Raw genomic sequence first — 13,092 nt, forward strand, 5'->3', positions numbered from 1 at the left:
GTAATCTCCGTTGTTCTTAGTTGGCGCGCACGGTGCGCTGCTCGATACGTTTTTCCGGCGTCGCGTTGACGACGATGCGGTGTACGAAGATGCTCGGCAGATGCACGGCATCCGGATCGATCTCGCCCACTTCCACCAGCTGCTCGACTTCGACAATGGTGATCTTGCCGGCCATGGCGGCATTCGGGTTGAAGTTGCGCGCCGTTTTACGGAACACCAGATTACCGGCCTTGTCGGCTTTCCACGCTTTGACCAGCGACACATCGGCCACCAGCGAGCGCTCCATCACATACTGTTCGCCATCGAATTCGCGGATTTCCTTGCCTTCTGCCACGATGGTGCCCACGCCCGTCTTGGTGAAGAAGGCGGGAATACCGGCGCCGCCTGCACGCAGCTTCTCGGCCAGCGTGCCTTGCGGGGTGAATTCCAGTTCCAGTTCGCCGGCCAGATACTGGCGTGCGAATTCCTTGTTCTCGCCCACGTAGGAAGCAATCATCTTCTTGATCTGGCGGGTTTCCAGCAGCTGGCCCAGACCGAAACCGTCCACGCCGGCATTATTCGAAATCGCCGTCAGGCCTTTTACGCCAGAGTCGCGCAGTGCCGCGATCAGCGCTTCAGGAATACCGCACAGACCAAACCCGCCCACGGCGATGGTCTGGTTGTCCTGTACCACACCGGCCAGAGCGGAGGCGGCGTCCGGATATACTTTATTCATGGGTCTCCCTTGTATGGATTGTTGCAAGTTCGGTGCCAAACTTATGAAAAATGAATCGGCAGCGAAGCGTGTCAGCATAGAATAGGCACATCAAAAGTACAATACCGTAGAAATACCTGTACCTCGCCCATGACTGCTGCCCCTGCCATCGACTACGAATCCATCTTTCTGCATGCCCCCGTCGGCATGTGTATTTCGGACCACCGCACCATACAGGCCAGCAACGATGCGCTGGCGCAGATGTTCGGTTATACGCGCACGGCCATGAACGGCATGTCGTTCCAGCTGTTATACCCCACCATGGACGAATTCCTGCGCACGGGTGACCGCATCATTCCCATCATGAATGCCAAGGGGCGCTATTCGGACGAGCGCATCATGCGCCGCGCCAACGGTGAACTATTCTGGTGCCACGTAACAGGCCATGCCATGCGCGCCAGCGAGCCGCTGGGGCCGGGCATCTGGACTTTCGAGGATGTGAGCGAGAAGCGCCCCGTGACGGCAGAACTGACCCCGCGCGAACGGGAAATTGCCGCGCTGCTGGTGGAAGGCAAGACCAGCAAGGCGATTGGCCGCCAGATCGACCTCAGCCCGCGCACGGTGGAAATGCACCGCGCCAAGCTGATGCGCAAATTTGCTGCTGCCACCTCGTCCGAACTGGTACACAAGCTGGTCGGGTTGCAGCAGCTGTAAGCAAGGAGCGACTCAGGTGGCCGTCATGCCGTCATCGGCAGAGATGATGGCACCGTTGATAAAGTTGGAATCTTCACCGGCCAGCAGCAACAGCAGGCCATCGAGGTCTTCCGGCTTGCCCGGACGCTTGCGCGGCAGCATATCGATCAGTTTGCGTCCCTGTTCGCTGGCGAAATAGTCTTCATTGATCTCGGTCGAGATATAGCCCGGGCAGATGGCGTTGGTATTGATGCCGTACTTACCCCACTCCACTGCCATGGCTTTGGTCATCTGCACCACACCGGCCTTGCTCATGCAGTACACGCCGATCTGCGGCAGCACGCGCAAGCCCGCCACCGAGGCGATATTGATGATGCGGTGCTTCTTGCTCGGATCGCCCTTGGCGCGCGCAATCATGCGCTTGGCAGTTTCCTGTGCCACGAAGAAGCCGCCGCGCAGATTGGTATCCATCACAAAGGCATAATCATCCGGCGTGACATCGACCAGACGTTGCGTAGTTGATACGCCGGAATTATTCACCAGAATGTCGATCGGGCCCGCTTCCGTTTCCGCATGGGCGATGGCCGATTTGATGCTGGCATAGTCCGTCACATCGAGACTGACCACATGGGCGGCGCCGCCGTCTGCTTCGATTTCGGCGCGCAATTCCTTGAGCCGGTCGATGCGGCGCGACGCCAGTACCACTTGCGCTCCAGCCTGAGCCAGCACTTTGGCAAACCGGGCTCCCAGACCGCTGGAGGCGCCCGTAATCAGCGCAATTTTTCCCTCAAAGTTGACTTCTATGCCCACGAGCTACTCCTAAATGATTTTGATGGTGACAAACGCCAGCCTAAGGGGTCTAAGCGGGAATGTCTATCCATAATCATTACATAAATCGCCAGTATTAGATTGCGGTGTCTAATAATGTCCCTCAAAATGGCGCCACAATTGCATTTCGGACGAAAAAGAAGCACACTCGTGCTAAAATTTTTTTGATCCTTTCATTCACCACTATAAGAAGAGACTATGACACAGCCTCAAAACCTCGTTGAACAGTATGGCCCACGCGATGCGATGGAGTATGACGTCGTCATCGTTGGCGGCGGCCCTGCAGGCTTGTCGGCAGCAATCAAGATTAAACAGCTGGCCGCGGAACAGCAGCGCGAAGTATCGGTCGTCGTGCTGGAAAAAGGCGGCGAACTGGGCGCCCACACCCTGTCCGGCGCCGTGATGGACCCGAAAGCGCTGACCGAACTGATTCCTGACTGGAAAGAAAAAGGCGCGCCGCTGCACACTCCGGTAACGGAAGACCGCGTGCTGTTCCTGACCGAGACCGCCGCACATAAAACCCCGAACGCGCTGCTGCCAGCCTGCTTCGAGAACCATGGCAACTATGTGATCTCGCTGGGTAATGTGGTGCGCTGGCTGGGTCAGCAGGCCGAAGCGCTGGGCGTGGAAATCTTCCCCGGCTTCGCCGCAGCCGAAGTACTGTACAACGATGATGGCTCCGTCAAAGGCGTGGCCACCGGCAATATGGGCGTCAAGCGCGACGGCGAAGCGGGCCCTGACTTCCAGCTGGGCATGGAACTGCACGGCAAGTACACCCTGTTCGCCGAAGGCGCACGTGGCCATCTGGGCAAGCAGCTGATCGCCAAGTTCCAGCTCGATCAGGGCAAAGACCCGCAATCCTACGGCATCGGTATCAAAGAACTGTGGGAAATCGATCCGTCCAAACACCAGCCCGGTCTGGTCGTGCACACCACCGGCTGGCCGCTGGACAGCAAGACCTATGGCGGTTCCTTCCTCTACCACCTGGAAAACAATCAGGTCGTGGTCGGCTACGTGGTCGGTCTGAACTACGAAAACCCGTACCTGTCGCCGTACGAAGAATTCCAGCGCTACAAGACTCACCCAGCCATCAAGCCGTTCTTCGAAGGTGCCAAGCGCATCTCCTACGGTGCACGCGCGATCGCGGCCGGCGGCCTGCAGTCGCTGCCTAAGCTGGTATTCCCCGGCGGTGCACTGATCGGTTGCGATGCCGGCTTCCTCAATATGAGCCGTATCAAGGGTAGCCATGCGGCGATCAAGTCGGGCATGCTGGCGGCCGAATCGGTCTACGAAGCACTGGTGGCCGAGCGTCAGGGCGATGAACTGAGCAGCTTCACTACCCGCTTCGAGCAATCGTGGCTGCACGAAGAACTGCACGTGGCCCGTAACGTCAAGCCATGGCTGAGCAAAGGCCTGTATCTGGGTTCCATCATGACCTGGGTCGATCAGAAGATACTCAAAGGCAAAGCGCCATGGACGCTGCACCACAGCTATGCGGACCATGAGTGCCTGAAACCGGCCTCGCAGTTCAGCCCGATCAACTATCCTAAACCGGATGGCAAGCTGACCTTCGACCGTCTGTCCTCGGTGTTCATCTCCAACACCAACCATGCAGAAGACCAGCCTATCCACCTGACGCTGAAGAATGCCAGCGTGCCGGTAGACGTCAATCTGGCCAAGTATGCCGGTCCGGAAAGCCGCTACTGCCCGGCCGGCGTGTACGAATTCGTCAAGACCGACGACGGTGCCGACCGTCTGCAGATCAACGCGCAGAACTGTGTGCATTGCAAGACTTGCGATATCAAGGACCCGACCCAGAACATCGTCTGGATCACGCCGGAAGGCGGCGGCGGCCCTAACTATCCCAATATGTAATGCCCAAGGGCAGGCCAGACGGCCTGCCCTTTTTGTTTCCAGCCCCGGGGTCAGGTCGGGCATTGGCGCAGAGTCCGCTTAATTTGAAGCGAGCTCTGCGCCAATGCCCGACCTGACCCCGCCGTTTTTAAAAGTGATCGAGCGTGGGCAGGCCGTTGCGGTACAGTTGCTCGAACTGTTCAGGCGTCAGCGCCCCCGCATACACATAGCCCTGCACATAATCGCAGCCCGTCATGCGCAGCAGCGCGCACTGGGGCGCCGTCTCCACGCCTTCCGCCACCACCCGCAAGCCCAGTTTGTGCGCCATCACGACCAGCGCTTCGCACATGGCCAGTTCGCTACTATCGGTGACGATGTCGGCGAGGAAGCTGCGATCGAGCTTGAGCTGGTCGATGCCGAACTGCTTCAGGTGGGATAGCGAAGCATGGCCATTGCCGAAGTTGTCGAGCGCTACCTGCAAGCCCATTTCGCGCAGATTGCGCAGCCGCTCAACCACCCGCGTGACGCCATCGGCCAGCACGCTTTCCTTGATTTCGATGACCAGACTGTGCGGACTCAGCTGCAGTTGCTGCACATAGTCGCACCAGCCCGCATACAGCGCCGCTTCGCCGCGCAACTGGGCGGCAGAGAAATTCACGCTGATCTGGAACTCGCTGCCACAGGTGCGCTGCCATTGCTGGGCCTGACGGGCAGCATGGCGGAACACCCAGTCGCCCAGTTCCAGCATCATCCCGCCCGTTTCCGCCTGCGACAGAAAATCGGCCGGTGCCAGCAAGCCCCGCTCGGGATGGCGCCAGCGTAGCAACGCCTCGGCCCGTTCGATGCGGCCCGTGGCCAGATTGACGATGGGCTGGTAATGCAGCTCGAACTGCTGGGCCTCCAGCGCGCCGCGCAAGTCCAGCGTGGTCTGCAGGCGCTGCTGCGCAGCCTGCTGCAATTCGGCCGTGAAATAGCTGTAGCGATTGCTGCCGCCCGATTTGGCGGCATACATGGCCTGATCGGCGTTGCGCAGCAGTTCTTCCGGTGCATGGCCATCGTTCGGGTAGAGCGCAATGCCTATGCTGGCCGAGATAGTCGGGGCACCGCTCTGCAGCAGGAAGGGACGGGTCAGCTGGGTCAGCATGTTCTGGGCGATGCGCTCGATGCCGACCGTCTGTTCCAGCCCCGGCAGGATGACGGTAAATTCGTCGCCGCCCAGCCGCGCCACCGTATCGGAGGTACGCACGCAGTTGCTGATGCGGCGCGCCGCTTCGATCAGCACGCAATCGCCCTGCTCGTGCCCCAGTGTGTCGTTGACTTGCTTGAACTCGTCCAGATCGATGAACAGCAGCGCCAGCTGCAGGCCTTCGCGCTGGGCCTTGCGCACCTCGTAGTTCAGGCGGTCATGGAACATGTGCCGGTTAGGCAGAGCCGTGAGCGCATCGTAATTGGCTTTTTGCCAGATCAGCTCGCTATTCGCGCGGCTGGCCGTGACATCTGTCACCAGCGCCAGCGCGCCCAGATAGGCACCATCGGCATCATAGATGGGGTTGGTAATCAGCGAAGTCCACAGTTCGCCGCCATCTTTGCGCAGGAATTTGAACTCATGCCGTTCGGCCACGCCGCGCTGGCGCCGTGCGATATTCTGTTCCAGTATGCCGCGCCCTTCTTCATCCATGAAGGCCACCAGCGGCTGGCCCAGCATTTCCTCGATGGCATAACCCAGCATGCTGGCCATCTTGGGATTGACGAAGCTGGTACGTGCCATCGCATCGATTTCCCAGATGCCCTCTTCGGCCGTATGGACGATGCGGCGGAAGCGCTCCTCGCTACGTTCCAGCGCGGCCAGCTTGCCTTCGGCCAGTTCCAGCACCACACGGATGGCTTGCGAACTGGCATCGGCACTGGCACGCAAGGTGGCGGCAAAACCCTGCTCATCGGGGTGACGGCAGATCTGTACCCCGCATTGCTGGGCCTGATTGGTATTTAAGGCATTGCGCACCATGGCATCGAAATCACCATGGAAACGCTCGGCCACAAACTGGCGGAACGGCAGCCGGGCGGGGTTGCTGCGGGGAACGCCCAACACATCGGCGCCCACCACATTCATCTGCAGGATGGTGGTATCGAGTCCCAGTACGAAGTAGCCGACGGGGGCCAGCAGATAGATATCGTTGAAATAGGTCTGTTCGGCACTGAGCTGGTCAGCAGTCAGACCCGAGCGTAGCGCGGCGGCCATGGCGCTGCCCTCGAGGCGCTCTAGCTGGCCCCGATTGTCTTCGCCGGTCCCGACGACAGACCGGCGTACTGCCGTCAGTTCTGTCAGCGGCACACGCTCGTCCATACCATTCCTTTGTGAATGGTAGCAAGACTATCATTTTAGCAAGGGGGTGTCGAGCGTCCTGCAGGCGTTTAGCGGTGGGCGCGGTTCAAACGTTGTTCGGCGCGCCGTTGCAGGGCTTCGAAAAGCAGGCTGAGCACCCAATAGATGGCCGCAGCGGCCATATACAGGGGCAGCGGCTGGAAGGTGGTGGCGATCACTTCCTTGGTCGACAGCATCAGTTCCGTCATGGTGATGACGGACACCAGCGAGGTATCCTTAATCAGGCTGATCAAGGTATTACTCATGGCCGGCACGGCGATGCGCAGCGCCTGCGGCAGCACCACCTCCACCAGTGTGGCACGGTAGCCCAGCCCCAGACTGTAGGCCGCCGCCCATTGTCCCTTGCTGACGGCACCGATCGCGCCGCGCAGGCTTTCCGACAGAAATGCGCCCGAGTTCAGACTGAGCGCCAGTATGCCCGCCGTTACGGGCGTGAATTCAATGCCTATGCTGGGCAGGCCATAGTAGATCACGAACATCTGTACCAGCAGCGGCGTGCCGCGCATCAGGCTGACGTAGACGCTGGCCGGCCAGCGCAGCAAGCGGTAAGGCAGCAGCCGCATCAGGGCAACGGGGAAACCGATCGCCAGCCCGCCCAGCATGGACGCCAGCGCGAACAGCACGGTATAGCCGGCGCCCCGCAGCATCACGGGCGCTGCTTCCTGCAGCAGTTCGAACAGCCCTTGCCAGTCCATGCTCAGGGCGCTTTGCTGACGTCAGTACCGAACCACTTGATAGAGATGGCCTTCAGGCTGCCATCGGCGGCTGCTTCGGCCAGCGCCTGATTTAGCGCCTGCTTGAATTGCGGATTACCCTTCTGGAACGGGATGCCCATACGTTCCACCGCGCCCACTTGCGCCCCCGCCTTGATCGGCAGACGGCTAGTCTTCAGCAGATAGGCCGACATCAGGCTATCGTTCAGGGCCGCATCGATGCGGCCGGCCGCCAGATCGGCCATATTGTCAGGCGCAGCCGGATAGCTGCGCACCTCGATACCGGCTACAGCCTTGGCCTGCTGTTCGTACACGCTACCCTGCCCCACGCCCAGCTTCTTGCCCTTCAGATCGGCCAGCGATTTGTACTCGGCCTTCTCATCCTTGCGCACGATCAGCTGGGGCATGGAATAGATATACGGCTGGGAGAAGTCGAATGCCTGCTCGCGCTTGGGGTTGATGCCCACCTGCGAAATGATCACGTCATAACGGTTGGCGGCCAGACCGGCCAGAATGCTGGCCCATTCGCTGCTAACGAATTCCACTTTCAGCCCCAGCTTCTGGCCCAGCAGGCGGGCCACATCCACATCATAACCGGCCAGTTCGCCGGTTTTCTGATCCTTGTAGTTAAACGGCGGATACGTGCCTTCCATCGCCACCCGCAGCGTACCGCGCGCCTTGACCGTATTCAGCAGCTCGGCCGCACTGGCCGGCAAAATACCCAGAGCCAGCAGCGCCAGCGCCGTGCCCACCAGTCGAACTGAAAATCCGCGTTTCTGCATAGCTTACCTTGCTCAGGGAGTTACCACGCGCCCATGCGCTGTGGCCGGCCAAAACGGTGCCCTACTACCAGTATGGAACTGGCGATCAGGCTGCTTAAGCCCAGCATCAATTGTATGAGTTTATCGTCCGGCAGCACCCACAGCTGTCCGGGCGGGGCTTCTGCCACCTGCGCGGCAGCCATGATCAGCGGTGCGATCCACTCGGCTTCCGGCGTCACATCGAGCAGCAGCGCGCCATCGGTAGTCTGTAGATACACTTCGCCACCGGCGGCCAGCGTAAAGCACACGCCATAGCCCGTTTCATTGCGTCCCACATGCTCCTGCAGGGCCAGATTGTGTTCGGCGATCCAGAGTTCGACATCGGCCGGCGTCTCCAGCCCTTGCCAGGGCACGGGACGGAAACGGGGTGCTTCAGATTGGTCTTGCATGAAATTCCTGTTTTGAAAAGCAGACGCCAGTGTAACCCAGCCTCAGCCTTTCCATGTGCGGTTCAGGCCCGTGTCCGTATGGATCCAGCCACCCTTGGGGCCGCTGCGGTAATAGAAACCCACCCCGCCCTGACGGAAGCTGCGCACCAGCCCGCCCAGCACTTCGGAATTCAGATTGGCCAGCCGGATATCGGCCGCCCGCCCTTCCATGTGCAGCGACTGGCGCGCCGCTGGCACGCCCGCTTCGCGCAGCTTCTGGTTGGAAGCAGGCGTGCGGTAGCCGGACAGGATTTCCAGCGGGGTGTCGATGCCATAGCGCGCCACGAAAGCCTGGGTGCCCCACAGCGTTTCGAACAGTTTGGGATCGATGGCGATGGTTTCCTTGCCATTCACGTCGCGCATCAGATGGCACAGGTCCTGATAGGCCGACTGTATCAGTTCGCCATCGCGCCAGTACAGCAGCTTGGCCCGCTCGCCGCTGGCAGGACGCACCACTTCGATGGTGCGGGGACGCAGCCAGAATTCCAGATCGAGTGCCTGAGCGTCAAAAATATCGGGCGGCGGTGCCAGTTCCGTACCGGATGGCGCACTTTGCTCGGACGCCCGCGCCATGCTGGCGGCCGGTTTGCTGGCCGCCGCCTGCGGCGCCCCGTGGTTCACTGGCTTGCTGGCCGATACCGTACTATGGGGCGCCACGCTGCGGGCAGCACACCCTATCAGCGGCACGGTGACCAGACCGGCGCCGACCACACCTAAACTCTGCTGTAAAAAATCTCTGCGCGTTGCCATACAACTACCTGTCAAAAGCAATATGGATACTATAGCCTATGCCGAGGGAATACAAAACCTCCGCACTGGCTCCAATTGCTTCATCCGGCTCAGGCCGCTACCGCTACGGCGGCGACCAGTGGCGCCACTTCCGCCAGCCGGGCGCGGGGCTGATCCAGCAGATAACCCTGCCCCAGCAACGTCACCGACGCGCTGCCCGCTAGCTGCTGCAGGCGCTCCAGCGCAGCCGCCGTTTCTATGCGTTTGAATACCAGCCCGACGCCCTCGTCGCGGCAGCGTGCCATCAGCGTCAGCAGCGCATCGGTATCGGTCAGTTCACGCGCATCGAGCTTGAAAGCAGCTGGCTGCAACCGTTCCAGTATCTGCAGTGCCTGCTCCGCAGCCGCCACGTTGATGGCGAGACGGAAGCCATTACGGCGGTAGTTATCGGCCACATAATTCAGCAGCCAGCTCTGCTGAGGTGAGGCCGCCGGCAACTGCAGTACTACCCGTTGCAGCGGCAGTTCCAGCGCATCGAGTATGCGACGGAAAGCATGGCCATGGTTGCTGCTGACGGCACTGAGCAGGCGGTCGTGCACATTCAGATACAGGTCCTGCCCGTCATCGCCTGCCTGCCGGAAGAAATTAATCGCATGCAGCAAGCGGCACAGCCGGTCCAGTTCCACCGATTCGTCATCGCTGGCCGCATGGTCGAGCAAACGCCACAGCGACAAGCCCTGATCCTGCGACGCCACACTGCGTGCCAGCCCTTCGTAGGCCTGCACGGCACCGCCCTGCAAGGCGCGTATAGGGTGAAAAGTACTGCTCAGCGTGCAGTTAAAAAAGCGTCCCTGCGCACAGCCCGCGTGATCGAGCCAGATGCTGGACGTGGTACTGGCACTGCCGGATAGGCGGGCCAGATAGTCTTGGAGTACGGGGAAGGACATGCTGCTCCTCGCTGCATAGAGATAACAACGACAGCCTAGCGGCGCGACGGCAAAAGCTGAACGAATGCTTTCACCTATGAATATGCCAAAAGCTTCGTTCCCTCTGCTGCAGGGCGCCGCTATCGTTAGTCATCGCCACTGACTACGGAACCCGCATGTGCCAATTACTTGCCATGAGCAGCCGGCAACCTGCCGCACTCGATTTTTCCTTCACCGGCTTCGCCCAGCGCAGCACCGAACATGGCGACGGCTGGGGCATTGCCCTGCATAATGGCAGCGACTGCCAGCTCTACACGGATGCGCTGGCCTGTAGTAACTCGGCGCTAGCGCAGCAGTTCCGCGCCCGACCTATCAAGGCGCGCAATGTGATCGCGCATATCCGCAAAGCCACGCAGGGCCGCGTCTCGCTGGAAAACAGTCACCCGTTTACCCGCAGACTGTGGGGGCAGACCTGGTCGTTTGCTCATAACGGCGACCTGAAACTGTTCCGCCCGCGCGCGGGCCTGTATGCCCCATGGGGCGATACCGATAGCGAACTGGCGTTCTGTCACATTCTGTCGGAACTGGCGCTACGCTACGAACACCGGCCACCGCGCCACCAGCTGTATGCCACCCTGCAGATGCTGGCCACCGCCATCGCCGAATATGGCAGCTTCAATTTCCTGCTGTCCAATGGCGAACTGCTATTCGCCTACTGCAGCACGGAGTTACATCTGGTACAGCGCCAGTATCCGTTCGCACAGGCGCAACTGGTGGACTGCGATCTGAGCATCGATTTCAGCCAGCACAATCAGCCCGATGACTGCATGACGGTGATTGCCACCCGTCCACTGACCAGTAACGAAGCGTGGCAGCCGTTTGCACAAGGCGAACTGAAACTGTTCGTGCAGGGCGAGGAAGTGGGCGCACAGCCAGTGCGCCAGCAGGAATGGGATTTGCAAATCTGCGCCTGAGGGGGCGCAGCGAAAAGTTAGGCTGATCCGGCTAATCCGGCCAAATCAGGCCAAATCAGGCCAAATCAGGCCGAGTTACAGTTACAGAAGCGTTTGCGTTTACTGCCATCGGCCGCCGTGGCCCCCGCGTCGAGCTGCTTCCAGAAGAACACGGTTTCCACGCCGTATGGCGAGCGCACCTTACCGGAATCGATGTAGCCGCATTTGGCAAAGAAACCTTCGCCCGTGGCCGTGCTATGCAATTGCAGTGCCTTCACGCCCCAGTTGCAGGCTTGCGCCTCGACCCGTTCCAGCAGCGCCTTGCCCACGCCCTGCCCGCGCGCTTCCGGCAGCAGATAGCAGAGCGCCAGCTTGCCGGCGCCCGTCAGCAGGGCCACGCCCACGACCACGCCATTCTGCACGGCCACCACGGAATAATTGGTGGGCGAAGCAAACCAGCTAGCCACCATTTCCGGTGTTTTATTGCCCAGCCATGCAGCAAGGATGGCTGGATCCTGCTTGTGATCCTGGGCACAGCATTCGGCGATGGAACGCCGCAGCACCGTACAGGCAGCGACTGCATCGCTGACCTCGGCCGGCCGGACTTCAAGACTGCGAATTTCAGAACTCATGTACGCTCACAAACATTTCTATTAGCAAAAATGAAGCGTTTAAACGCTTTCTTCAGTGCCTGATTCGACTATACACCAAGCCATGAAAGTCGTTGCGGACAGCCCGCATCTGCCTTCACAGCCTAGTAGCTGGCCCTGCTTTTGCCCACGAATGATTCCGGAGTTCCTTATGCGGAAATCGAGGAACTATCGCGTGTCTCCCTAAAAATAAGCATATAACGAAAAATTCGTATCTTTTCGGCGCGGAATTTTACACTATGAGCGTCCGTTCAACAGAAAGCCCGTTATGACTACCAAACCTGCTGCCCGTCGCCTGTTCACTACCGCCCTGCTTGCCACCAGCGCCAGCCTGTTCGGCCTGTCCATGCCCGCACAGGCGGCCGACACCGTACTGCTCAACACCTCGTACGACGTGGCGCGCGAGCTGTTCAAGGACATCAATCCCCTGTTCGTTGCCGACTGGAAAAAGACCACGGGCGAAACCGTCAACGTCAATCAATCGCATGGCGGCTCGTCGAAACAAGCCCGTTCCGTCGCCGATGGCATGGAAGCGGTCGTGGTCACCATGAATCAGGCCAATGACATCGATATGCTGGCCGACCGTGGTCTGGTGGTGCAGGACTGGGCCAAGAAATTCCCCCATAACGCTGCGCCGTTCTACTCCACCATGGTGTATCTGGTGCGTAAAGGCAATCCGCAACAGATCAAAGACTGGGGCGATCTGGCCAAACCGGGCGTAAAAGTCATCATCCCTAACCCTAAAACGGCCGGCAATGGCCGCTACACCTATCTGGCGGCATGGGGTTCGGTACTGAAAAAAGGCGGCAGCGAAGCACAGGCGCGCGAGCTCGTGACCAAAATCTTCAAGAATGTGCCGGTCCTCGATGCGGGCGGCCGTGGCGCTACCACCACCTTCACCCAGCGCAGCATCGGCGATGTGCTGGTGACGTTCGAGAACGAAGTCAATCTGGTACGTGCCGAGTTCGGCGACAATTTCGAGGTGGTCTACCCGTCCATGTCGATTCTGGCGGAATCGCCTGTCGCTGTCGTCGACAAAGTGGTGGATCGCCGTAATCTGCGCAAGCAGGCTACGGGCTACCTGAACTTCCTGTACACGGAGCAGGCTCAGGACGTGATCGCCAAACACTATTTCCGCCCCCGTTCGGAAGCGGCTTTCAAAAAATACAACGCCAACTTCCGTCAGATCAGCCTGTTCACTGTGGATGATGTCTTTGGTGGCTGGAAAGCCGCCCAGAAAAAGCACTTTGATGACGGCGCCGAATTCGACCGCATCTATCAGAGCAAATAAGTAGCGCAAATAGCTGTTCACCTGCAGCACACCGGCCCCGCCCTCGTCGCGGGGCCTTTTTTTTGGCGAACTGGGCAATAAGCCGTGTGGAATCCGACAGTTACAATCAATAGACGAGAAAGCACATTA

General features: G+C 59.8%; 13 protein-coding genes. 4 read left to right on the plus strand and 9 right to left on the minus strand.

The annotated features are described in order from the left end of the window. Nucleotides 1-16: 16 nt before the first annotated feature. Nucleotides 17-715, minus strand: coding sequence for a CoA transferase subunit A (locus tag ABNT42_RS16070; RefSeq protein ID WP_155435248.1), 699 nt, complete (start codon nt 713-715; stop codon nt 17-19). A gap of 129 nt (nt 716-844) precedes the next feature. Between ABNT42_RS16070 and ABNT42_RS16075 the strand changes: the two genes are divergently transcribed. Next, nucleotides 845-1,408, plus strand: a complete 564-nt coding sequence (locus ABNT42_RS16075; RefSeq protein WP_348698620.1) for a PAS and helix-turn-helix domain-containing protein — start codon at nt 845-847, stop codon at nt 1,406-1,408. A 12-nt stretch (nt 1,409-1,420) separates the two neighbouring features. Here ABNT42_RS16075 and ABNT42_RS16080 read toward each other — a convergent pair whose 3' ends face one another. Next, nucleotides 1,421-2,197 carry an SDR family oxidoreductase gene (locus ABNT42_RS16080; protein ID WP_348698622.1) on the minus strand — a complete coding sequence of 259 codons (777 nt, stop codon included), beginning with the start codon at nt 2,195-2,197 and terminating at the stop codon, nt 1,421-1,423. Between the two features lie 216 nt (nt 2,198-2,413). On the opposite strand from ABNT42_RS16080, the gene ABNT42_RS16085 reads away from it, so the two are divergent. Further along, nucleotides 2,414-4,090, plus strand: coding sequence for an electron transfer flavoprotein-ubiquinone oxidoreductase (locus tag ABNT42_RS16085; RefSeq protein WP_348698624.1), 1,677 nt, complete (start codon nt 2,414-2,416; stop codon nt 4,088-4,090). 127 nt (nt 4,091-4,217) lie between these two features. Here the strand turns inward: ABNT42_RS16085 and ABNT42_RS16090 are convergent, their stop codons facing one another. From ABNT42_RS16090 to ABNT42_RS16115, 6 genes are all read right to left on the minus strand, one after another. Continuing rightward, on the minus strand, nt 4,218-6,413 hold the full coding sequence (locus ABNT42_RS16090) for an EAL domain-containing protein (protein ID WP_348698626.1): 2,196 nt from the start codon (nt 6,411-6,413) through the stop codon (nt 4,218-4,220). Between the two features lie 68 nt (nt 6,414-6,481). Continuing rightward, nucleotides 6,482-7,147, minus strand: coding sequence for an amino acid ABC transporter permease (locus tag ABNT42_RS16095; protein WP_348698628.1), 666 nt, complete (start codon nt 7,145-7,147; stop codon nt 6,482-6,484). A gap of 2 nt (nt 7,148-7,149) precedes the next feature. Next, nucleotides 7,150-7,947 (minus strand): transporter substrate-binding domain-containing protein, encoded by a 798-nt coding sequence (locus ABNT42_RS16100; protein WP_348698630.1) that lies wholly within the window; start codon nt 7,945-7,947, stop codon nt 7,150-7,152. A gap of 20 nt (nt 7,948-7,967) precedes the next feature. Continuing rightward, nucleotides 7,968-8,375, minus strand: coding sequence for a hypothetical protein (locus ABNT42_RS16105; RefSeq protein ID WP_348698631.1), 408 nt, complete (start codon nt 8,373-8,375; stop codon nt 7,968-7,970). Between the two features lie 42 nt (nt 8,376-8,417). Continuing rightward, nucleotides 8,418-9,164 carry a DUF882 domain-containing protein gene (locus ABNT42_RS16110; protein WP_348698633.1) on the minus strand — a complete coding sequence of 249 codons (747 nt, stop codon included), beginning with the start codon at nt 9,162-9,164 and terminating at the stop codon, nt 8,418-8,420. Nucleotides 9,165-9,253: 89 nt separating this feature from the next. After that, nucleotides 9,254-10,090: an EAL domain-containing protein gene (locus ABNT42_RS16115; RefSeq protein WP_348698635.1), complete on the minus strand. Its 837-nt coding sequence runs from the start codon at nt 10,088-10,090 to the stop codon at nt 9,254-9,256. 155 nt (nt 10,091-10,245) lie between these two features. Here ABNT42_RS16115 and ABNT42_RS16120 point away from each other — a divergent pair, with 155 nt between their 5' ends. Beyond that, nucleotides 10,246-11,043, plus strand: coding sequence for a class II glutamine amidotransferase (locus ABNT42_RS16120; RefSeq protein WP_348698637.1), 798 nt, complete (start codon nt 10,246-10,248; stop codon nt 11,041-11,043). Between the two features lie 65 nt (nt 11,044-11,108). Here ABNT42_RS16120 and ABNT42_RS16125 read toward each other — a convergent pair whose 3' ends face one another. After that, nucleotides 11,109-11,654 carry a GNAT family N-acetyltransferase gene (locus ABNT42_RS16125; RefSeq protein WP_348698639.1) on the minus strand — a complete coding sequence of 182 codons (546 nt, stop codon included), beginning with the start codon at nt 11,652-11,654 and terminating at the stop codon, nt 11,109-11,111. Nucleotides 11,655-11,940: 286 nt separating this feature from the next. Between ABNT42_RS16125 and ABNT42_RS16130 the strand changes: the two genes are divergently transcribed. After that, the gene (locus ABNT42_RS16130; RefSeq protein ID WP_348698641.1) at nt 11,941-12,963 is read left to right on the plus strand and encodes a sulfate ABC transporter substrate-binding protein; all 1,023 of its coding nucleotides are present in this window, start codon (nt 11,941-11,943) and stop codon (nt 12,961-12,963) included. The last annotated feature ends 129 nt before the right edge of the window (nt 12,964-13,092 follow it).

The sequence above is a fragment of the Duganella fentianensis genome, assembly GCF_964031615.1.
Classification (GTDB): Bacteria; Pseudomonadota; Gammaproteobacteria; order Burkholderiales; family Burkholderiaceae_D; genus Rugamonas; species Rugamonas fentianensis_A.

What these genes read in the sequence shown, in the direction of transcription:
- ABNT42_RS16120 (WP_348698637.1), top strand. Translation starts at nt 10,246, where the DNA reads ATGTGCCAATTACTTGCCATGAGCAGCCGGCAACCTGCCGCACTCGAT.
- ABNT42_RS16100 (WP_348698630.1), bottom strand. Translation starts at nt 7,947, where the DNA reads ATGCAGAAACGCGGATTTTCAGTTCGACTGGTGGGCACGGCGCTGGCG.
- ABNT42_RS16130 (WP_348698641.1), top strand. Translation starts at nt 11,941, where the DNA reads ATGACTACCAAACCTGCTGCCCGTCGCCTGTTCACTACCGCCCTGCTT.
- ABNT42_RS16110 (WP_348698633.1), bottom strand. Translation starts at nt 9,164, where the DNA reads ATGGCAACGCGCAGAGATTTTTTACAGCAGAGTTTAGGTGTGGTCGGC.
- ABNT42_RS16075 (WP_348698620.1), top strand. Translation starts at nt 845, where the DNA reads ATGACTGCTGCCCCTGCCATCGACTACGAATCCATCTTTCTGCATGCC.
- ABNT42_RS16125 (WP_348698639.1), bottom strand. Translation starts at nt 11,654, where the DNA reads ATGAGTTCTGAAATTCGCAGTCTTGAAGTCCGGCCGGCCGAGGTCAGC.
- ABNT42_RS16115 (WP_348698635.1), bottom strand. Translation starts at nt 10,090, where the DNA reads ATGTCCTTCCCCGTACTCCAAGACTATCTGGCCCGCCTATCCGGCAGT.
- ABNT42_RS16105 (WP_348698631.1), bottom strand. Translation starts at nt 8,375, where the DNA reads ATGCAAGACCAATCTGAAGCACCCCGTTTCCGTCCCGTGCCCTGGCAA.
- ABNT42_RS16070 (WP_155435248.1), bottom strand. Translation starts at nt 715, where the DNA reads ATGAATAAAGTATATCCGGACGCCGCCTCCGCTCTGGCCGGTGTGGTA.
- ABNT42_RS16085 (WP_348698624.1), top strand. Translation starts at nt 2,414, where the DNA reads ATGACACAGCCTCAAAACCTCGTTGAACAGTATGGCCCACGCGATGCG.
- ABNT42_RS16095 (WP_348698628.1), bottom strand. Translation starts at nt 7,147, where the DNA reads ATGGACTGGCAAGGGCTGTTCGAACTGCTGCAGGAAGCAGCGCCCGTG.
- ABNT42_RS16090 (WP_348698626.1), bottom strand. Translation starts at nt 6,413, where the DNA reads ATGGACGAGCGTGTGCCGCTGACAGAACTGACGGCAGTACGCCGGTCT.